This window comes from Denitraticella aggregata, assembly GCF_048158365.1.
In the GTDB taxonomy this organism is placed as follows: Bacteria; Pseudomonadota; Gammaproteobacteria; order Burkholderiales; family Rhodocyclaceae; genus Azoarcus_F.
Window position 1 is genome coordinate 202,278 of the sequence record NZ_JBLLNL010000006.1, and the last position, 21,724, is coordinate 224,001.

The following is a 21,724-nucleotide window of genomic DNA, read 5'->3' on the forward strand; positions in this document are numbered from 1 at the left end:
TGTGGCAAGCACGCCAGCCGTGCAATCGATTCTTGCTTCATTCGATGTCACATGGACATCGACATGGTTCAACCGGCCATGACCTCGCCACCGGCCACCGGAATCGCCTGCCCGTGGATCGCCTCCGATCCGGGCAGACACAACCAGGCCACCGTGCACGCCACATCCTCCGGACTCACCAGGCGCCCCTGCGGATTGCTTGCGGCAAGCACCGTCCTGGCTTCGTCTTCGCTGCGCCCCGTCTTGGCGACGATGTTGTCCAGCGCATCCCCAAGCAGTGGCGTGTCCGTATACCCCGGGCAGACCGCATTGACGGTGATGCCCTGCTTAGCCACTTCCAGCGCCAGCGCGCGCGTGAAGCCGATCACGCCATGCTTGGCCGCGCAGTAGGCGGAGACATACGCATACCCGACCAGCCCCGCCGTGCTGGCGATGTTCACGATGCGGCCAGCCCTGCCCGCCTGCATGCCCGGCAAGACCGCGTGCACGCAGTTATAGGTGCCGGTGAGGTTCACCGCGAGCATCTCGTTCCACAGTTCAAGCGGGGTGCGCGCCGCCGGCGCACTTCTGGCCGCCCCAGCATTGTTGATCAGGATGTCGACCCGTCCGCGTGCGCCTGCGGCCTGATCCAGTGCCACATGAATCGCGTCATGATCGGTGATGTCGGCGACCGCGATGCCGTGGCCTTGCCCGTGCAGACGCGCACGCATCGCCTCCAGCGCGTCGGCGCGGCGTCCCACCAGGGTCAGCGTCGCCCCCAGGCGTGCCAGTTCCAATGCGATGGCCGCTCCGATGCCGCTACCGCCACCGGTGACCACTGCGTGTGAGCCCGCGAGATCGGTGCCCGGCGGACTGCCTGCCGACCTGGTCAGTGTCTCCATACCGAAGCCGCCTCAACCGCCCGCAACCGCGGCGGCACGCTTGAGGTTGGTCTCGTACTGCGCGCGGCCGGACAGGTACTGCTTCGGCCACGCGAGCCCCGGGAAGTCGACCTTGGCCGCCTCGTGCAATGTCCAGTACGGATCGGCCAGGTGCGGTCGGGCCACCGCGCACAGGTCCGCACGGCCCGACGCGATGATGCTGTTGGCATGGTCCGCCTCGAAGATCGCGCCCACCGCAATGGTCGGGATACCGACTTCATTGCGGATCCGGTCGGCGAATGGCGTCTGGTACATGCGGCCATAGACCGGCTTGTCGCCCTTCCACACCTGGCCCGACGAGCAGTCGATGATGTCGGCACCGGCCGCCTTGAACAGGCGCGACAGTTCGACCGCATCGTCGGCCGTATTGCCGCCCGGGAACCAGTCGTGGCAGGACAGACGGACCGAGATCGGTTTGTCGGCAGGCCATGCCAAACGCATGGCGGCGAAAACCTCCAGCGGATAGCGCGCCCGGTTCTCGACCGTGCCACCATAGTCGTCGGTGCGTCGATTGGTCAGCGGCGACAGGAAGCTCGACATCAGGTAGCCATGTGCGCAGTGGAACTCGAGAATGTCGAAACCGGCTTCCGCAGCCATCTCGGTCGAGCGCACGAAATCGGCCTTCACTCGGTCCATGTCGTGACGATTCATTTCACGCGGCACCTGGGAGTGTTCCAGGTAAGGCAGTGCAGATGCCGAAATCAGCTCCCACGCACCCGACTCCAGCGGCTCGTCGATGCCTTCCCAGGCCAGCCTGGTCGCACCCTTGCGGCCGGCATGCCCCAGCTGGATACCCATCTTCGCACCAGAATTGGCATGGACGAAATCCACGATTCGCTTCCATGCACCGACATGCTCCGGCTTGTACATTCCGGCGCAGCCCTTCGTGATGCGCGCATCCGGCGATACACAGGTCATCTCGGTGTACAACAGGCCCGCACCACCGAGCGCGCGCGAGCCGAAGTGGACCAGATGAAAGTCCCCCGCGACACCGTCGTCGGCCGAGTACATGGCCATCGGTGACATGATGATCCGGTTCGCAAGCGTGAGCCCACGCAGCGTGTAGGGCGTGAACATCGGCGGCGGCGCCTGCTCATCCGGTCTGACCGGCACGCCCGCGCTTTGCGCGAACCAGCGCTCGTAGCCCTCCAGCCACTGTGCATCGCGCAGACGCAGGTTCTCATGCGAAATCCGCTGTGAGCGGGTCAGCATGGAGTACATGAACTGCTCCGGCTCGAGCGTGTCGCAGTAGCGCGCGTCGCAGACCTCGAACCACTCCATCGCATTCCAGGCCGCATTCTGCAGCCGCAGCACGTCGATGTTTCGCACTTGCTGGTATCGGGCGAGTACATCGGGAATGTGCTCCGCGGTGTCGCCCTCTTCCTTGAACAGACGGGTGAGTTCGATCGCATCCTCGAGTGCGAGCTTGGTGCCGGACCCGATCGCGAAGTGCGCGGTGTGCACCGCATCCCCCATCAGCACGACATGGCTCTTCCCGTTGAAGTGGTACCACTTGTCGCACTTCACCCGCTGGAAGTTGAGCCACGCCGAGCCGCGCAGATGGCGCGCATTGCTCATCAGCGGATGACCGTCGAGGTGCTTCTCGAACAGCTTCTCGCAGAATTCGATGGACTGGTCGGTATTGAACTGGTCGAGCCCGTGTGCCTTCCAGACATGCTCCGGCGTCTCGACGATGAAGGTGGTCGTCTGGTCGTCGAACTTGTATATGTGCGCCTGGAACCAGCCGTGCTCGGTTTTCTCGAAGATGAAGTTGAACGCATCGAAGAGCTTGTTCGTGCCCAGCCAGATGTAGCGGTTGGGCCGCGTCACGATGTCCGGTTTGAAGACGTCCGCGTAGCGACTGCGGATCCTCGAGTTGATCCCGTCGGAGGCGATGATCAGATCCGCATCCGGATACTCTGCATCGGACTCGACGTCCGTCTCGAACACCAGCTCCACGCCAAGCTGTTCGCAGCGGTCCTGCAGGATGTTGAGCATCTTCTTGCGCCCGATGCCGACGAACCCATGACCGCTGCTGCGAATCGAGCGGTCCTTGAAATGCAGTTCGATGTCGTCCCAGTGGTTGAACGCGACCTGGATCGCATCGGCGGTCACCGGATCCCACTCACGCATGTTATCCATCGTGGCGTCGGAGAAGACCACGCCCCAGCCGAAGGTGTCATAGGGCTTGTTGCGTTCGACCACCGTGATCGAGTGGGACGGGTTGAGCTTCTTCATCAGGATCGCGAAGTAGAGTCCTGCCGGTCCTCCGCCAATACATACGATGCGCATGCTGTCGCTCCTTCGATTGTCCGGCAGGCTCGGCCGGGTCAGGCTTGCAGGACATCGACGATGCCTGCCCATTTAGCGAATAATATTTCATGTCTAAACTATTCTGTCAACACCCTGCCCGAACTCGTTGCGGTCCCTGATCCCGCGCCCGACGGTCGCTGCCGTCACCGCGTTCTGCGATCCTCGTCGATCGACCCCGCATGCGGATGAAGGGCGAGAAGCGCCTTCAGCATGCCGATCAGGGTCATGGCCTGGTCCAGTCCGAAAGGCTCCAGAATGGCTGCCTGATGCTGACGAGCGCGCGCTCTGAGCGATTCGGTGAGACGATGTCCGTGCGGTGTGATGCTGACCAGGGTCTGGCGCCGGTCGGCTCTGAGACCGTGACGCCGGACCAGGCCTTCGGCTTCCATGCGCTGAACGACCTTGCTCAGCGTCGGCTGCTTCGTCAACGTCAGTTGAACGAGCGTGCCGATGCTCTCCCCGTCGCTCCCTTCGAGGCTTGCCAGGATGCGCCATTCGGTCACCGACAGACCTGCACGGTTGACCTCGCGGTGAAACTCCCCCGAAATACGCTGACTGGCCTGAGCGAGCAGATACGGCAGGTAGTCGTCGATGAAGCGCGGCCGTCGAGCCGGCCCTTCCTGGTCGCCCTTGCCGGCATTCTCGTGCGGGAGCGCGCTCACACGCATTTCCTCGTCAATGATCGAGACTATATTTGAGCACGAAAACCGCGGCACACCCGAACCGCTGACCACCGGGCAACCGTGTCTAGTCAGCCGGAGCATCTTTCCAATCCCTCTTCTGAACCAGAAAGTAGGAAGCGCAGCGAGACGCCGCGGCGACTTCCGCATCAATGAATCCAGAGTCACAGGTGCGTACCGACGGGTTCAAGTTCAGAATAGCCGATGCTTTCAATGCCGGATCATCTGCACCACTCCAGTGCGGCGATGCACCATAAGGAGTCAACTATGTAATTGTCTTTGCATGCATTTTTTCAAACCAGATGAAATTTCATGTTTTCTATTGACCCCCGATTGTTTTATCCTTAAATTATTTATCAGGACAGAAGCAAAGGCATCGGTTCGATGCCACGCAAGGAGATCCGAGGTCAGGATGGTCGTTTTCGGCGACGGTCGAAAGTTTTTTATCACCGAGCGTCGATCGGGCCTGAACCGTGCTTGGAGAGCAGCATCACGTGTCTTACCCGACGGCACGCGTTTGACCTGTTATGCCCACAAACATGAGGTGACAACATGAATCGCTCGACATTTCGTTCCACTCGACTCTGTTCGATGATCGCAGGCCTGGTCGTTCTCGCTTCTCCCGCGGTCGTCAATGCTCAGGCCATCACGCTCACATACGCCTTCTTTGCACCGGCCACGACCTTCCCGGCCAGGCAGATGGAACATTGGGCGCAGCAGATCAACGAGCGCACCAACGGTCAGGTCCAGGTGCAGACATTCCCGGGCGGCACCCTGCTCGGCGCACGCGAGATGTTTGACGGTGTAAGCAGTGGTGTCGCCGATATCGGCCTGGGTGCGCCTTCCTATGATCCGGGCCGGTTTCCGCTGACCGCCGGCACCTCGTTGCCGCTCGGCTTCCCCAACGCCACGGTCGCAAGTCAGACGTTGTGGGCGCTGACCCAGGAAGTCCAGCCCAAGGAGTTCGAGAATTTCAAGGTGATCGCGATGTTCACCAACGAACCGGGCTACATCATGTCACGCACGCCGGCCTCGAACGCAGCCGAGCTCAGCGGCATGAAACTTCGCGCGGCGGGGACCGGCGTTCCGGTGCTCAGCGCGCTCGGCGCCGCGCCGATCGGCATGCCCATGCCGGAAGTGCCTCAGTCCGTCCAGACTGGCGTAATCGACGGGGCCATGACCTCGCGCGAGGTTCTGCAGGATTTCCGGCTGGCCGAATCCCTGAAGTACGTCACCGACTACCCGACCGTCGTGGTCAGCTTCGCCGCTGTCATGGACCGTAAGCGCTGGGAGGGTCTGCCCGACAACGTGAAGGCCGTGATCGACGAACTGGGTCCCGAGATGGCGACCTGGACCGGAAATTATCACGACAACGAGAACGTCGGGGCGGCCCTGGAATGGAGCAAGAAGGAACATAACCTGCAAGTCGTTTCGCTCACCGACGAAGAGCGTGCGAACTGGGATGCGAAGCTGGCTCCGATGGAAGCGGAATGGGTGCGGGACCTGACCGCGAAGGGCTTCGACGCCGAGGGCTATCTGAAGCGCCTGCACGAACTGCGCGACCAGTTCGCCGCGCAGCAGGCGGACTGATCCGATCGACCAGCGAAACGGGACGCCACTGGAGAAGACTGTGATGAAATGGCTCGAGGGATTCAGCACATTCGTCAATAAGGTGTTGCTCTGGTTCGCTGGCCTCGCACTGCTCGCATTGTTGCTGTTGACGGTGACCGACATGGTCTTGCGGGCATGGGGCGTGACACTGGCCGGTTCCTATGAAGTGATCGGCTGGCTTTCCGCCTGTGCCATGGCGCTTGCACTCGGTGCCGTCCAGCAGCATAAGGGACATGTCGCAGTTCAACTGCTCGAAAACCGTTTTGGTCCCCGCCTGAAAGCCGCGGTCGACCTGGTGACCTGCCTGCTGGCTCTGCTCCTTTTTGTCGCCGTGGCCTGGTATGTCGCGAAATACGGTCAGGTTCTTCAACGCACCGGCTCCCTGTCCGAAACGCTGAGAGTCGTCGTCTATCCATGGGTGTATGTGGTCGCAGTCGGCTGCACAGGGCTTGCGCTCAGCCTGCTGGTCGATTTCGTGCGCGCGACGATCAATCTGTTCGTTCCGCACGGTCGCTCCTAGAACCCCGAACCGGCAGGAATATATCCAGTGGATCCCGTCACCGTTGCCCTGATCGGGCTGGCAGTCATGTTTGTGTTCATGCTGTTGGGCATGCCGATCGCTTTCGCGATGCTGCTCGCCGGTGTGCTCGGCAATGCCTACCTGCTGTCCGTACCGGCGGCAACCCATCTGCTCTCGACCAATGTGTGGTCGCAGTTCTCGTCCTATGGACTGAGCGTGATCCCGCTCTTCGTGCTGATGGGGCAGTTCGCCTACCGCGCCGGGATCACCGAACGACTCTACAACGCAGCCTACACCTGGTTCGGTCGACTGCCTGGCGGGCTCGCCGGCACCACCGTCCTCGCCAGTGCGGGTTTCTCGGCCATATGCGGCTCCAACTCCGCCACGACGGCCACTATGGGAACGATTGCGTTGCCGGAAATGCGCAAATACGGCTATCACCCGACCCTCAGCAGCGGCGCGGTGGCCATCGGCGGTACGCTCGGTATCGTGATTCCGCCTAGCGTCGTGATGATCGTGATCGCGATGCAGACCGAACAGTCCCTGTTGCGCCTGTTCCTTGCCGGCATCATCCCGGGCGCGCTGCTGACGGCGCTGTTTCTGCTGACCATCCTGCTCCTGTGCCTGCGCGACCCGAAGCTCGGTCCGATCGGCCCCCGGACCAGCATGAGGCAGAAGCTGTCGTCGCTGTCGGGCGTGATCGAGACGATGATCCTTTTCATGCTCGTCATCGGAGGGCTCTACCTGGGCTGGTTCACGCCGACCGAAGCCGGTGCGGCAGGTGCCTTCGGCGCGCTGATGGTGGGTCTGCTGCGTCGACGTCTGTCACTCAGGGGGATCATCCAGTCTCTGGTCGAAACCCTGCGAATTTCCGCGATGGTCATGTTGCTGATGACCGGCGCCGTGCTCTTCGGCCGATTTCTGACCGTCTCGCGCCTGCCGTTCGAGCTCGCGGACTGGGCCACGTCGCTGCCGGTGGAACCGTTCGCGATCCTTCTGGTAGTACTGCTGATCTATCTGATCGGTGGCGCGCTGATGGATGCGCTCGGATTTCTCGTGGTGACGATCCCGATCTTCTTCCCGCTGGCTGCCGCGCTGGGTTATGACCCGATCTGGTTCACCGTGATACTCACGATCGTGACGACGATGGGTGCGATCACCCCGCCCGTCGGCGTGAACGTGTTCATCGTTCATGGACTGGCGCCTGACATCCCGGTCCGCACCATCTTCAGGGGCGTCAGCTACTTCCTGCTCGCCTACGTCATCTGCATCGGGCTGATGTGGGTGTTCCCCGACATGGTGCTCTACCTGCCCAAAGCGATGCTTGGCTGAACGGAACTCGAGACAGTGACTGAACCGATAGTGGTCTTGCTGGTCCGGATGGTTATCGATGCCGGGCACCCAGCTCCAACAATGGCGTCGGAGTGCTGCCGGCGTTCGAACGGGGAGACGCACCTTGGCTGAACGTTCGTTCAAACAGGAGGTACAGCAACTCAAGGTCCCGGCCGGCGAGGAGTTTCGCGGCGAAGGCATTCTTGCCGTCACCAAGGCCCTGCTGCAATCGGGTGTCGGTTATGTCGCCGGCTATCAGGGTTCGCCGATCTCGCATCTGATGGACGTCCTCGCCGATGCGAACGACATTCTCGAGGAGCTCGGCGTGCATTTCGAGGCAAGCGCCTCGGAAGCCACGGCGGCGGCCACGCTCGCAGCCTCCGTGAATTATCCGATCCGTGGCGCGGTGACCTGGAAGTCAACGGTCGGCACCAACGTCGCGTCAGACGCCCTGGCCAACCTCGCATCGGGCGGGGTCACCGGCGGCGCACTGGTCATCGTCGGTGAGGACTACGGCGAGGGTTCGTCGATCATCCAGGAGCGCACCCACGCTTTTGCAATGAAATCGCAGATGTGGTTGCTCGACCCCCGCCCAAACCTCGAGTCCATCGTGAAGGCAGTGGAGGACGGTTTCGAACTGTCCGAAGCCAGCAACACCCCGGTCATCCTCGAGATGCGGATTCGCTCCTGTCACGTGCATGGCCGCTTCATCACCAAGGAGAACCGGCGCCCCAGCTTCACGCTGGCCCAGGCGCTGGAAAACCCGGTACGTGACACCAGTCGCATCGTGCTGCCGCCGGCGTCCTTCGTGCATGAGCACGAGAAGATCAAGCAGCGCTGGCCGGCGGCGGTTCGCTTCATCCGAGATCGCAAGCTCAACGAGTTCTTCGAAGGTGACATCGAGGACATCGGACTGATTCTCCAGGGCGGACTCTACAACGGGGTGATTCGTGCGCTGCAGCTTCTCGGCCTGGCCGACAGCTTCGGCAATTCGCGCATACCGCTGTACGTGATGAACGTCACCTACCCGGTCATCGATGAGGAAGTGCTCGGCTTCTGCGAGGGCAAGCAGGCCGTGCTGCTGCTCGAGGAGGGACAGCCCGATTACATTGAACAGAATCTGCATTCCATCCTGCGCAAGCATGGGGTGCTCGCGCATCTGTCCGGCAAGGACGTGCTGCCCCTGGCAGGGGAATACACGACCCAGGTGATGCGCGAGGGTATCGATGCGTTTCTGCAGCTCCATCGACCCGATGTGCTCGCGACCCAGGCACCCGCGGTGGCAGACGAAACTGTCACCGTTCTGGCTGACGTCAAGCATGACGCGCCCGTCGGCAAACCGGCAGCGAGTCCGATCATCTTTCATCCGAAAATCGCCGACCTGTCCGGCGTCGTACCCGCCCGGCCTGCCGGGTTCTGCGTAGGCTGTCCCGAACGGCCGATCTTCTCGGCGGTCACGCTGGTGCAGCAGAAGCTGGGCGAACACCACATTTCCTGCGATATCGGCTGTCACCTGTTCTCGATCCTGCCGCCGTTCAACCTCGGTGCCACGACCATGGGTTATGGCCTGGGCGCTTCCAGTGCGTCCGCCTTCAACGTCAGGTCGAACAAGCGTGCGATCGCGTTCATGGGCGACGGCGGCTTCTGGCACAACGGTCTCGCGTCCGGCATCGGCAACGCCGTTTTCAACAAATACGACGGCGTGATCGTCATCGTCGACAACTACTATTCGGCCGCGACCGGAGGACAGGACATCCTGTCCTCCCGGGCGAAGAACCCCGACCGGATGACCAATAATCCGATCGACAAGGCGGTGCGAGGCGTCGGCGTCGAGTGGGTGCGCGTGATCGACCGGACCTACGATGTCGCGAAGATGGAGGCGACCCTGGAGGAAGCACTGACCACGCCGGTGAAGGGGCCGAAGGTCATCATTGCGCAGTCCGAGTGCATGCTGAACCGCCAGCGTCGCGAAAAGCCATTGTTCAACCAGGCCGTGAGATCCGGCCAACGGGTCGTGAAGCAGCGCTTCGGCGTCGACCCTGATGTGTGCACCGGAGACCACGCCTGCATCCGTCTTTCGGGCTGCCCGTCGCTGACCGTCAAGGACAGTGGCGATCCGCTCAAGGAAGATCCTGTCGCCCATGTAGACAACAGCTGCGTCGCATGCGGCAACTGCGGCGAGGTGGCCGAAGCCGCGGTGCTCTGCCCGTCCTTCTACCGTGCCGACGTCATTCACAATCCAGGCGGCTTCGACCGCTTCATTGCGCGAATACGGGCGTCGGTGATCGGTTTCCTGCAGCGTCGTCGTGCGGCGCGGCTCGCTCGCCACGCTCTGTGAGAAAGGAAGATCGAGCGCATGAACAAGATCACGCTGTTCGATGACGAGCCGATCAAGATCGCGATCCTCGCAATGGGGGGTCAAGGTGGCGGCGTACTGGCCGACTGGATCGTTGAGATGGCGGAATCCGGGCACTGGTGGGCCCAGACGACATCTGTGCCGGGGGTTGCGCAACGCACCGGGGCGACGATCTACTATCTGGAGCTGATCCCGGAATCCGCAGTGGCCCGGGCCGGCCGCCCGCCCGCTCTCGCGATGATGCCGACCCCGGGTGATGTCGACCTGGTCGTGGCCGCCGAATTGATGGAAGCCGGACGCGCGATGCAGCGAGGCCTGGTGACCCCTGACCGTACGCTGCTGATCACGTCGAGCCACCGCAGTCTGGCCGTCGCCGAGAAGGCGGCGTTGGGCAATGGCATAGGCGATCCGAACAAGGTGATCGATGCCGGCCGTGAAGCTGCGAAGCGAATGGTCTGTTTCGATCTTCAGAAGATGGCTGACGAAGCGGGCAGCGTGATCTCCGCCAGCCTGTTCGGTGCGATCGCCGGCAGCGATGCCCTGCCATTCCCCCGGGAAGCCTTCGAAGACACGATCCGGCACTCCGGAAAGGGCGTCGACGCGAGCCTGCGTGCTTTTTCGCACGCCTACGATGCCGCCCGCGCGGCACCCGCAAGGCCGGACCAGATCGACACCAGCCGCGCCCAACCGGACGTCCCTGACACAGCCGGCGATCCGGCCGTGAACGCATTGCTCGGCAAGGTTCGCAACGGCTTTCCGGCCGCGCTTCAGCCAATGCTGGTAGCCGGCCTGCGTCGTCTGATCGACTATCAGGATCTCGACTATGCGGGCGAGTATCTGGACCTCCTTGCCGCGCTGCATGGAATGGACCGCGAACATCGCGGCGAACAACGGCAATGGGCACTCAGCCACGCGGCCGCGCGCTATCTCGCGGTCGCGATGTCCTATGACGACGTGATCCGGGTTGCCGACCTGAAGACCCGCGGCAGTCGTTTCGAACGGGTGCGTGCCGAAGTGGGCGCCACCGGCGATCAGATCGTCTACACGACCGAGTTCATGCATCCTCGTCTAGAGGAGATATGCGGAACGTTGCCCGCGGGCCTTGGCCGTTGGTTGCAACGATCGACATCGATCGGCGCTTTCGTGAAGCGTCGCATGGAGAAGGGGCGTCGGATCAGGTCTGGCACGCTGCTGTGGTTTCTGTCGCTCTACGGCCTGGCCGGCATGCGTCGTTTCCGTAGAAGGACGCTGCGACACGAGATCGAGTTTGCCGGCATTCACGACTGGCTGGCCCGGGCAAAGCACCTGGTCGCCAGGGACTACGACCTGGCGGTGGAAGTCCTCAATTGTCGTCGTCTGGTCAAGGGTTATTCGGGTACCCATGAACGGGGTGACGACCGGTTCCGCAAACTGATGAATGCCGCAGACGCGCTGGCCGGACAGGCCGACGCCGCCACCCGGCTCCGAGACCTGCGCGTCGCTGCATTGGCGGACGAGCAGGGACGCACGCTGGATGAAGCGCTGGGGCGCCTGGCGCCGACCTCCCCCGGAAACCCTAGTCTCAGCCGCAACCCGGCCTGAACCACCCAGGAACGACTGTCATGCAAGAGTTGGAACTCGAAATCTGCGAAACATGCGCGAGCACCCCACTGATTCGCACCCTGCATCTGCGCGCGCCAGCCGGAACCTCTCTCCCGCCGTTCTCGCCGGGCGCCCATCTGCAGGTGAGCATCCCCGGATTGCGCGACCCGCGCTGTTACTCCCTGGTGAGTTTCTCGACCGAGCAGGCGGATTTCGAACGCCCCGCCCGCTACCGACTGGGGGTCAGGCTGGAGGAACAGAGCAAGGGCGGGTCTTCGCATATGCACGCGCTGAAGGCTGGCGACCGGCTCCGAGTCGTCGGACCGAAGAATGAATTTCCGCTCCATCCGGCCGAACAGGGCGAGGGACCGGTCGTGCTGATCGCCGGCGGGATAGGCATCACGCCGATCGCATCGATGGTCGCAGCGCTCAGACGCAGCGGCCGCCCGTTCGTGCTGCATTACAGCGGACGCAGTCGCGACCAACTCGCTTTCATCGATGAACTCACCGGACTCGCGGAGCAGGCCCTGATCGTTCATGCCGATGACGAAGCCGATACCCGGCTCGATCTGGGCGCCCTGCTCGATGCGCTGGACACGCACCAGCACCTGTACACCTGCGGACCCAAGGCCATGATCGACGCGGCGATCGAAGGCGCCCGGACACGTGGCTGGCCGCCGGAACGGATTCATTTCGAACTGTTTGCGACGGCGGCGCCCTCCTCCACCGATGACAGCTTCGAAGTCGAACTGCGTCAGGCCGGAAAGGTGCTGGAGGTGCCACCGGACAGGACGATTCTCGACGTGCTCGAAGCCGAAGGGCTCGACCCCTTCTTCGACTGCAAGCGCGGCGAATGCGGCGTATGCCAGGCGGTGGTGCTCGAAGGCGAGCCCGACCATCGCGACTATTACCTGTCCGACGCCGAGAAGGCAGAAGGCAAACTGATCCAGATCTGCGTCTCGCGCTCGAAGTCGCCGCGGCTGGTTCTGGATCTTTGAGCGCAGTGACGCAGGAGGAGACGGCAATGAGCAAATACAGGGATAACCCGGATGCGGTTCGCGCGCTGGTGCGGGATCTCGAGGTACACAAGGACGTTTACGCAGACCCCGAGGTCTTCGACCTCGAGATGGAGCATCTTTTCGCCAATACCTGGGTCTATGTCGGCCACGCAAGCCAGGTGCCGAACAAGGGCGACTATTACACCACCACGGTCGGTCGCGAAGCGGTGGTCATGGTTCGCCATAGCGACGGTTCGATCAAGGTGCTGTACAACCGTTGTCCACACAAGGGCGTCAAGGTCGCGGGGGGTGTCTGCGGCAATACCGGCAAGTTCTTTCGATGCCCCTATCATGCATGGACCTTCAAAACCGACGGTTCCTTGCTTGGCGTTCCGCTGAAGAAGGGTTACGAGAACACCGGGTTCGAATCCTGCGAGGGCAGTCAGGGCATGGCGGCCGTTCCGGAGGTTCGGGCCTATCGGGAATTCGTCTTCTGCAAGCTGAACCCGGGCGGTATCTCGTTCGGGGATTTCTTCGGCGAATCGCTTTCGACGCTGGACAACATGATCGACAGGTCGCCCGAAGGCCGACTGGAGATCGCGGGCGGTGTGTTGCGCTACATGCACAACTGCAACTGGAAGATGCTGGTGGACAACCAGACCGACACCTGCCATCCGATGGTCGCACATGAATCGTCGGCGGGGACGGCGGTCAAGGCCTGGGAACAGGCGCCGGAGGGCACCCCGAAACCGATGGCGGTCGAACTGTTCGCGCCCTTCATGTCGAGCTACGAATTCTTCGAAGGTATGGGCATTCGTATCTGGGAGAACGGTCACGGGCACACTGGCGTAGCCGACTCGATCCATGCTGCCTACTCGCCGGTGCCCGGTTACTGGGACCAGATGGTCGCGGCCTACGGCGAGGAACGGGCATCCAGGATTCTCGGCGACACCCGTCACAACACCGTTTATTTCCCGAACATCATGGTGAAGGGGCCGATTCAGACGCTGCGCCTGTTCAAGCCGATCGCGGTGGACAGGACCCTGGTCGAGTCGTGGACCTTCCGCCTGGTCGGTGCGCCCGACCTGTTGCTCGAGCGCACGTTGATGTACAACCGGCTGATCAATGCACCCACGTCGGTGGTCGGACATGACGATCTCGAGATGTACGAGCGCGCCCAGGACGGGCTGAGATCGCGCGGACGTGACTGGGTCAATGTCGCGCGTCTGTTCGATCCGGCTGAAAGGGACCAGAAGAACGTGGTCACCAACGGCACCAACGAGTGGCAGATGCGCAACCAGTTCCGCGCGTGGGCCCGGTTCATGACCGAAAGCATGTGAGGAAGTCACGATGAGCAAGGAAATCACCCCGCAGCAACTTAGCGACTTCGTCTACGCGGAGGCGCGCATGCTGGACGAACAGCGCTTCGAGGACTGGCTGAGCCTGTTCGCCGAGGACGGCTACTACTGGATGCCACTCGCACGCGACCAGCAGGATCCGAGGCTGCACACTTCCCTCCTCTATGAAGACAAGCTGCTGCTGAAGATCCGGGTCGAGCGGCTGTCGGGCCAGCGGACCTTCTCGCAGCAGCCGATGAGCCGCAGCCACCACCTGCTGCAGGCGCCGACCGTCGAGGCGTCCAATCCGGTCGCCGGCGAATACACGGTTCGATGCGCCTTCCACTACGTGGAGACGCGGCTCGACACCCAGACGCTTTATGCCGGCTGGAGCACCTACACGCTGGTCGATGATGACGGAAAACTGCGGATCCGGCTCAAGCGAGTCGATCTGGTCAACTGTGATGCGGCCTTCGGCAACATCCAGCTGTTCATGTAGACGAGGAATTCAACTTGACTTCAACCGTGCATCAGGCGTTCTCGCTCGCGGCCACGCGCTGGGCGCCCAGGCCGTTTCTGTGCATACTGGACGAGACCGCTGCCCTCTATGATATCGAAGCAGGCGAGATCAGCTATGCAGGGGCGGCCGCGCAGATCGAGTTCCTGCGATCGTCGTATGCGGCCGCAGGCTATGGCCACGGCCATCGGGTCGGTCTGTTGCTGGAGAACCGCCCGGCCTTCTTCTTTCACTGGTTTGCGCTGAACGCGCTCGGCGCGTCGGTGGTGCCGATCAATCCGGACCTGCGCGCGGCCGAACTCGAGTATCTGATCGGCCACTCCGGGATCGCGCTCGCGGTGGCGCTACCCGGCCGACACGGCGATCTCCTGGAGGGGGCCAGGCGGGCCGGTCGCCGCATGGCTGTGATGGCCGACGGCGATGCCCCGCCCGTACCGGATTCGGCCCCGCCGCTGGCGGGCACCGCTCCGGACGAGCTGACCGAGTGCGCGCTGCTCTATACATCGGGCACGACCGGTCGTCCCAAGGGTTGCATCCTTCCGAACCGCTACTTCCTGCATGCCGGCAGATGGTACGCCGGCATCGGTGGACTGGCCGAGCTGCGTGACGGAAGCGACAGGATGATCACGCCCTTGCCCCTGGTTCACATGAACGCGATGGCGTATTCGGCCATGGCGATGATCTTCACCGGTGGCTGCCTGATTCCGCTGGATCGCTTTCACCCTCGCAGCTGGTGGCGCAGCGTGCGCGCGTCGGGTGCCACGGTCGTCCATTATCTCGGCGTGATGCCGGCCATGCTGATGAAGGCAGCCGAAAGTCCGGAGGACAGGAACCATCATGTGCGCTTCGCCTTCGGCGCAGGCGTCGATCGCACGCTGCACGCCGCTTTCGAGCACCGCTTCGGATTTCCACTGCTTGAGGCCTGGGCGATGACCGAAACCGGTGCCGGCGCTGTCATCATCGCGAACAGGGAACCGCGGCAGGTCGGCAGCAATTGCTTCGGACGTGAAGGCGAGGACGTGCGGGTAAGCCTGGTCACGGACGACGGGCACGAAGCCGCGGTCGGACAGCAGGGCGAACTGCTGGTCAAGCACGCCGGCGACGATCCGCGCTACGGATTCTTCGCCGGCTATCTCAAGGACGAGGTCGCCACCGACGAAGCCTGGGCAGGCGGCTGGTTCCATACCGGAGATATCGTACGCCGAGACGCCGACGGCCAACTGCATTTCGTCGACCGCAAGAAGAACGTGATCCGCCGCAGTGGAGAGAACATCGCCGCGGTCGAGGTCGAGAGCGTGCTGCAGCAGCACCGACAGGTCAAGTCGGTCGCGGTCGCAGCGGTTCCCGATCCAGTGCGAGGCGACGAGATCATGGCCTGCGTGGTGACGGTGGTGACACCGGTCAACCGGGCGGCGATGGAGCAGACCGCGACCGGACTGGTCGAGTGGTGTCTCGCCGAACTCGCGTACTTCAAGGCGCCGGGCTATGTGGTCTTCGTGGACAGTCTGCCGCTGACCGCGACCAACAAGATACAGCGCGGCGAGCTGAAGGCGCTCGCCCATTCGCTGCTGGATGCACCCAACTGCGTGGACACCCGCGGGCTCAAGAAACGTCAGGGAGATACCGGATGACACCGCGCAAATCCTACGATGGAGTGGTTGCAGCCGTTCCGGTCACCGTCCCGTATGTACGCTACTCGACCCGCAGCGCGCACTGGTGGCTCGGGGGGGCACTTCGCGCCCTGATTCGTGCGTCGGGCGTGAACAAGACGGACATCGACGGAGTCTGCGTGTCGAGCTTCACGCTCGGACCGGACACCGCGGTCGGCCTGATGCAGCATCTGGGCATGAGTCCGTGCTGGCTGGACCACATTCCGATGGGGGGCGCGAGCGGCGTGGTCGCACTTCGCCGCGCGGCACGCGCGGTGCAATGTGGCGACGCCGAGGTCATCGCGTGCATCGCCGGCGACACCAACCATGTCGATTCCTTTCGCAACACGGTCAGCCAGTTCTCGCAGTTTGCCCAGGACGCGGTCTATCCTTACGGCGCGGGCGGGCCCAACGCGAGTTTTGCGCTGCTGACCGACTACTACATGCGGCGCTACGGTGCCACGCGCGAGGACTTCGGAAAGCTGTGCGTCGCCCAACGCGACAACGCGCTCCGCTTCCCGCATTCGCTGATGAAGAAACCGCTCAGCCTCAAGCAATACATGGACGCAAGGCCGATCACCGATCCGATTCACCTCTTCGATTGCGTCATGCCCTGCGCGGGCGCCGAAGGGTTTCTGGTCATGAGCGAATCACGGGCAGGCGCGCTGCGGTTGCCTTTCGCCCGCATCGGCTCGACCATCGAGCGGCACAACGCGTTTCCGGAAGACCCGATCCAGTTTCGTGGAGGCTGGGAAATGGATAGGGACGCGTTGTATGAGCACGCCGGAATCGGACCCGAGGATGTCGATTTCCTGCAGACCTATGACGACTACCCGGTGATCAACATGATGCAGTTCGAGGATCTCGGATTCTGCGCCAAGGGCGAGGCCCCCGAATTCACCCGTCGCCACACCTTCACCGTGGATGGAAGTTTTCCGTTCAATACCTCAGGTGGTCAGCTGTCGGTCGGTCAGGCTGGTGCTGCGGGCGGCTATCTGGGCATGGTCGAGGCCTTGCGCCAGCTCACCGGCTGTGCCGGGCCGACGCAGGTCGAAGGGGCGGCGATCGGATTGGTCTCCGGTTTCGGCATGATCAACTACGATCGCGGCCTGTGTTCCGGGGCTGCCCTGCTGAAGAGGGGTGCCGCATGACCGAACCGCTCGCCCGGCCCCGCAAGAAGAATCCCAATGCGCGCACGCGTCTGCCGACACGCCCTCCCTCACCGCGCAGCCGTGCCGCACAGGGTCTGACCCGTGCGGCCGCAGAAGGCCTTTTCGAACTACAGGTGTGCGCCGACTGTGGCATCGTTCAGTATCCCCCGCGAGAGGTGTGCGGACAGTGCCTGTCCGACCGGCTGGCCTGGCAGGCCGTGCCCAATGGCGGCGAAGTCGTCGCGACCACCGTGCTGCGTCACAGCAACGATCTCTACTTCAGGGAACGCCTGCCCTGGCGAATCGGCACGGTCAGAATGGACGCAGGCCCTTCGGTCGTGGCCCATGTGCATCAGGATGTGGCTGGTGACGGGGTTCGGGTCAGACTTGTGCTCAAGCTCGACCGCAGCGGCCAGGCGGTTCTCCATGCCCTACCGGAAAAGGATACACCCGCCATGCAGGACGACGCCCAGCTTCGCGAATCCACCTGTGACCCCAAGTATCGGCGGGTGCTGGTCACCGACGGACGCAGCGAGATCGGCATGGCGGTCGCGAAGGCTATGCTGGCCGCCGATGCGAACATCGTTTTTATCGGCGACAGTCAGACCTGGAAGACCGACCCGGTGTTCGACGCCTTCGCCGCATCCGATCCACGCCTGCAGGTGGTCGAGCTCGATGTGACCGACACCGATTCGGTGGACCGGCTGGCAGCCTCGATAGGGGGCAGGGTCGAGATCGTCGTGAACACCGCCGACCATCTTCGGGACGGCGGCGTGATGACCCGACGTGACGTCATCCTCGCAAAGGACGCGATGGAGATCAATGTGTTCGGGTTGATGCGCGTTGCACAGGCCTTTGGCCCCGGACTCTGTTTTCGCGCCGCTGACGGCACCCACCATGCGGTCGCGTGGGTGAATCTGCTTTCGATCTACGCCTTGTCCCCACTCCCTGCCCGGGGTGCATGGAGCGCTGCGCAGGCCGCTGCACTGTCGGTCGCAAAGACCTTGCGATCGGAGTTTCATGGAGCCGGCGTAAGGGTGCTGAACGTGTTCTCGGGCCCGGCAGAAGAGAGCTGGGACCAGCTGACGCCCCCGCCCAAGCTTGCACCCTCGACGATTGCAGGATCCGTCGTCAAGGCATTGCGGGACGGCGTGGAGGATGCCTACGTGGGCGATGTCGCCGAGGAGTTGCGCACCCGGCTGCGCGAAAACCACAAGGCGGTCGAACGGGAGCTGAGGGCTTGATCGCGGCTTTTCCGGCCGGGCGGTGGAACGTCCGTTCCGCGTGGGTTGCCGGCCATCCGCGCCAGGTCTCTATTCCTGCCTGCCATTTCAACGGAGTTCTTCGATGAGCACCCCCAATCCGATTCTCGGGCAATTCCTGCAGGAACTGCTTTCAGGCCGGCTCAAGCTGGTCGACCTCACCCAGACTTTGACACCGGAGTTTCCCACCATCGTGCTGCCGCCGGAGTTCGGCCAGGCCTGGCCGTTCCGGCTGGAAGAGATCTCCCGCTATGACGAACGTGGTCCGGCCTGGTACTGGAACAACTTCTCGATGTCGGAGCACACCGGCACGCATTTCGACGCGCCGGTGCACTGGGTGTCGGGCAAGGACCAGCCGAACAACTGTGTCGACTCCATTCCGGTCGAAAACTTCATTGCCCACGCGGTCGTCATCGATACTTCGGCCGAGTCGCGCGACAACCCGGACTTCCTGCTGACCATCGACTTCGTGAAGGCCTGGGAAGAACGACACGGTCGGATTCCGGAACGATCCTGGGTGCTGATGCGTACCGACTGGTCCAAGCGGACCACGCCGAAGGCTTACCTCAACATGGCGGAGGACGGCGCGCACTCGCCCGGCCCCGATGCCCAGGTCGTACCCTGGCTGATCCAGGAACGCAATGTGCATGGTTTCGGCACCGAGTCGGTCGGTACCGATGCCGGCCAGGCCCAGCATCTGAATCCGCCCTACCCCTGCCACTACTTCATGCATGGCAACAACCGGTATGGCCTGCAGTGCCTGACCAATCTGGATCAGTTGCCGCCACAGGGCACCCTCATCCTGGCCGCGCCGCTCAAGATTCGCAGCGGCTCGGGCAGCCCCTTGCGCGTGCTCGCGCTCGCGCCGACGCTTGAATGAGGGCGCATCCATGAATGATCGGCATACAGCGGTCGTCACCGGCGGCAGCGCCGGCATCGGTGCGGATATCTGTCGTTGCCTGCTGGAACAGGGTTACGAGGTCGTGTCGATGGCAAGACGGGCTCCGGACTGGGCTCACCCTCGCCTGCACGCCGTTCAGGTCGACCTGCTCGATCCGGCCGCGACCGAGGCTGCAAGTGCGCAGATCGCATCCCGTTTCAAGGTCAGTCATGTGGTGCACAACGCCGGCGTGATCTGGCCCAACCTGCTTGCCGACGTGACACTGGACCAACTCAACGGCCTGACCCAGATTCACCTCGGATCCGTGCTGAGCCTGGTACAGGCGGTTCTGCCCGGAATGGAAGCCGCACGCTTCGGCCGCATCGTGATGATGTCGTCCCGCGGGGCACTGGGCCTTCAGACCCGTACCGCCTATTCGGCAACCAAGGCCGGAATGATCGGCATGGCCCGCACCTGGGCGCTCGAACTCGCCCCCAAGGGAATCACCGTCAACGTGGTGGCGCCCGGACCCATCAAGACCGACATGTTCCACGATGTCGTTCCGGAAGGCAGCGAACGTGAAGCTGCGCTCGCCCGCAACATTCCCGTCGGCAGGATCGGCTTGCCCGGCGACGTCACCCGCGCAGTGATGTTCTTCGCCGACCCGGCCAACGGATTCGTCACCGGCCAGACGCTCTACGTATGCGGAGGCGCCAGTGTCGGCACCCTGACGATCTGATTCCAGTTCGGGAACGCAAGCATTACTTTACTGTTAAATTATTTAGTTCTTGACAGCTTCGTGATTTTTTTCGAAACTGGAGTGCAAGGATTGCAATGACGATGACGGGCCGGTCGGATGCGTCGCATCGCCTGTCGCAGCAGACGGTAGAGGAGACAACCATGACCCACAGCGCCCATCGGGACAGCTTCGTCCGTGACCACCTTCCACCCGCAGATCAGTGGCCCGAACTGATCTTCGAGCGGCCGGAACTGCAGTTTCCGGATCGCCTCAATGCCTGTGCTGAACTGCTGGAAAAGGCCATCGAAGAGGGCCATGGCGACCGACCTGCGATCATCGGCGCGTCCACACGCTGGACCTACCGGGCTTTGCTGGACCAGGTCAATCGCATCGCAGCGGTGCTGGTCGAGGATCTCGGCCTCGTCCCCGGCAACCGGGTGCTGCTGCGCAGCGGCAACAATCCGATGCTCGCCGCATGCTGGCTCGCGGTCCTGAAGGCGGGCGGCGTGGCGGTACCGACCATGCCGCTGCTGCGTGCGAAGGAACTGGGCGACGTGATCCGGATCGCCGAGGTGTCACACGCGCTGTGCGATTCGACGCTCGCCGATGAGCTGGCCGCAGCCCAGGCACAACATCCTGCGCTCGCACACATTGTGCATTACGGTTCCGGCGGCGACCTGGACGCGCGCGCGGCGACGAAGTCGGGACGCTTCGACACGATCGACACCGCAGCCGACGATCCGGCCCTGATCGCATTCACGTCCGGGACCACCGGTGTGCCCAAGGGCACCGTGCATTTCCACCGGGACGTGATGGCAATGTGCGAAGTCTTTCCGCGTCATTGCCTCAAGCCGGCCCAGGACGACGTCTTCATCGGCACGCCGCCGCTGGCGTTCACGTTCGGACTCGGCGGCCTGCTGTGCTTTCCGTTATGGGCGCGGGCCAGCACGGTCCTGCTCGAGCGACTCAATCCCGAGCGCCTGCTCGATGCGATCGCCGAACATCGGGCGACCATCTGCTTTACATCACCCACAGCCTATCGACAGATGGCGAATCTGGCCTCCACGCGAGACCTCGGCTCGCTCGCCAAGTGCGTGTCGGCGGGCGAGGCCCTGCCGACCGACACCCGGGACAGATGGCGCGATGCGACCGGGATCGAGATTCACGACGGCATAGGCGGAACCGAGATGATCCACATCTATCTCGGCTCCGGGCCCGAGGACTACCGCCCGGGATCGCTCGGTCGGATACTGCCCGGCTACAGCGGCATGATCGTCGACGACGACATGAATCCGCTGCCGGCCGGCGAGGTCGGAAAGCTCGCGATCAAGGGGCCGACCGGATGTCGCTACCTGTCCGACGAACGTCAGAAGAATTACGTCCGCAATGGCTGGAACCTGCCCGGCGACGCCTTTCACAGGGACGAGGACGGTTACTACTATTACCACGCCCGGATCGACGACATGATCGTGTCGTCGGGATACAACATCGGGGCCCCGGAGGTGGAATGGGCGCTGCTCGCACATCCGGCCGTGGCCGAGTGCGGCGTGACCGGCGTACCGGACGAGGCCCGGGGCCAGATTGTGAAGGCCTTCGTCGTGCTCAAGCCAGAGTGCCGGCCGAGTGAGCAGATGGCCACCGAACTGCAGGAGTTCGTGAAAAACACCGTCGCGCCCTACAAGTACCCGCGACAGATTCGTTTCGTCGACGCGCTGCCTCGCACTGAAACCGGAAAGCTGCAGCGTTTCAAACTGAAATCCCTCGCCTGACGACAACCGGAGCAGTCAGGCGGCCGGCAATCTCGAGGATGCTTTCGGTCTCCACACTTCAATCCTTAATGGTTCATCAGCTCAGGCGGTATAATCGAAATCGCGGAAT

At 63.0% G+C, this 21,724-nt stretch carries 17 protein-coding genes; 14 read left to right on the forward strand and 3 right to left on the reverse strand.

Annotated elements, in window-relative coordinates; all coding sequences use genetic code 11:
* Positions 1-68 precede the first annotated feature (68 nt).
* From ACKVEX_RS09780 to ACKVEX_RS09790, 3 genes are all read right to left on the reverse strand, one after another.
* Positions 69-881 (reverse strand): SDR family NAD(P)-dependent oxidoreductase, encoded by an 813-nt coding sequence (locus tag ACKVEX_RS09780; RefSeq protein WP_473215530.1) that lies wholly within the window; start codon positions 879-881, stop codon positions 69-71.
* A gap of 12 nt (positions 882-893) precedes the next feature.
* Entirely contained in the window at positions 894-3,212 is a 2,319-nt protein-coding gene (locus tag ACKVEX_RS09785; RefSeq protein ID WP_473215531.1) for a bifunctional salicylyl-CoA 5-hydroxylase/oxidoreductase, read from the reverse strand.
* Positions 3,213-3,376: 164 nt separating this feature from the next.
* A complete protein-coding gene (locus ACKVEX_RS09790; RefSeq protein WP_473215532.1) occupies positions 3,377-3,895 on the reverse strand; it encodes a MarR family winged helix-turn-helix transcriptional regulator in 519 nt (172 codons plus the stop codon).
* Between the two features lie 570 nt (positions 3,896-4,465).
* Between ACKVEX_RS09790 and ACKVEX_RS09795 the strand changes: the two genes are divergently transcribed.
* The 14 genes from ACKVEX_RS09795 (at position 4,466) to ACKVEX_RS09860 (ending at position 21,615) form a co-directional block, all read left to right on the forward strand.
* Positions 4,466-5,503, forward strand: a complete 1,038-nt coding sequence (locus ACKVEX_RS09795) for a TRAP transporter substrate-binding protein (RefSeq protein WP_473215533.1) — start codon at positions 4,466-4,468, stop codon at positions 5,501-5,503.
* A gap of 43 nt (positions 5,504-5,546) precedes the next feature.
* The gene (locus ACKVEX_RS09800; protein WP_473215534.1) at positions 5,547-6,044 is read left to right on the forward strand and encodes a TRAP transporter small permease; all 498 of its coding nucleotides are present in this window, start codon (positions 5,547-5,549) and stop codon (positions 6,042-6,044) included.
* A gap of 27 nt (positions 6,045-6,071) precedes the next feature.
* The gene (locus ACKVEX_RS09805; RefSeq protein WP_473215535.1) at positions 6,072-7,376 is read left to right on the forward strand and encodes a TRAP transporter large permease; all 1,305 of its coding nucleotides are present in this window, start codon (positions 6,072-6,074) and stop codon (positions 7,374-7,376) included.
* Positions 7,377-7,500: 124 nt separating this feature from the next.
* Positions 7,501-9,714, forward strand: a complete 2,214-nt coding sequence (locus ACKVEX_RS09810; protein WP_473215536.1) for a thiamine pyrophosphate-dependent enzyme — start codon at positions 7,501-7,503, stop codon at positions 9,712-9,714.
* Positions 9,715-9,732: 18 nt separating this feature from the next.
* A complete protein-coding gene (locus tag ACKVEX_RS09815) occupies positions 9,733-11,313 on the forward strand; it encodes an indolepyruvate oxidoreductase subunit beta family protein (RefSeq protein WP_473215537.1) in 1,581 nt (526 codons plus the stop codon).
* Positions 11,314-11,333: 20 nt separating this feature from the next.
* A complete protein-coding gene (locus ACKVEX_RS09820) occupies positions 11,334-12,311 on the forward strand; it encodes a PDR/VanB family oxidoreductase (RefSeq protein ID WP_473215538.1) in 978 nt (325 codons plus the stop codon).
* Between the two features lie 26 nt (positions 12,312-12,337).
* Entirely contained in the window at positions 12,338-13,651 is a 1,314-nt protein-coding gene (locus ACKVEX_RS09825; RefSeq protein ID WP_473215539.1) for an aromatic ring-hydroxylating dioxygenase subunit alpha, read from the forward strand.
* 10 nt (positions 13,652-13,661) lie between these two features.
* Positions 13,662-14,147: an aromatic-ring-hydroxylating dioxygenase subunit beta gene (locus ACKVEX_RS09830; protein WP_473215540.1), complete on the forward strand. Its 486-nt coding sequence runs from the start codon at positions 13,662-13,664 to the stop codon at positions 14,145-14,147.
* 14 nt (positions 14,148-14,161) lie between these two features.
* Positions 14,162-15,796, forward strand: coding sequence for an AMP-binding protein (locus ACKVEX_RS09835; RefSeq protein WP_473215541.1), 1,635 nt, complete (start codon positions 14,162-14,164; stop codon positions 15,794-15,796).
* The gene (locus tag ACKVEX_RS09840) at positions 15,793-16,965 is read left to right on the forward strand and encodes a thiolase family protein (RefSeq protein WP_473215542.1); all 1,173 of its coding nucleotides are present in this window, start codon (positions 15,793-15,795) and stop codon (positions 16,963-16,965) included. The genes ACKVEX_RS09835 and ACKVEX_RS09840 overlap by 4 nt, the downstream gene beginning before the upstream one ends.
* Positions 16,962-18,209, forward strand: a complete 1,248-nt coding sequence (locus ACKVEX_RS09845; RefSeq protein WP_473215543.1) for an SDR family NAD(P)-dependent oxidoreductase — start codon at positions 16,962-16,964, stop codon at positions 18,207-18,209. The genes ACKVEX_RS09840 and ACKVEX_RS09845 overlap by 4 nt, the downstream gene beginning before the upstream one ends.
* 103 nt (positions 18,210-18,312) lie before the next feature.
* Complete coding sequence (locus ACKVEX_RS09850) at positions 18,313-19,107, forward strand: cyclase family protein (RefSeq protein WP_473215544.1); 795 nt, start codon at positions 18,313-18,315, stop codon at positions 19,105-19,107.
* A 10-nt stretch (positions 19,108-19,117) separates the two neighbouring features.
* A complete protein-coding gene (locus ACKVEX_RS09855; protein WP_473215545.1) occupies positions 19,118-19,846 on the forward strand; it encodes an SDR family NAD(P)-dependent oxidoreductase in 729 nt (242 codons plus the stop codon).
* Positions 19,847-20,007: 161 nt separating this feature from the next.
* Positions 20,008-21,615: an AMP-binding protein gene (locus ACKVEX_RS09860; RefSeq protein WP_473215546.1), complete on the forward strand. Its 1,608-nt coding sequence runs from the start codon at positions 20,008-20,010 to the stop codon at positions 21,613-21,615.
* The last annotated feature ends 109 nt before the right edge of the window (positions 21,616-21,724 follow it).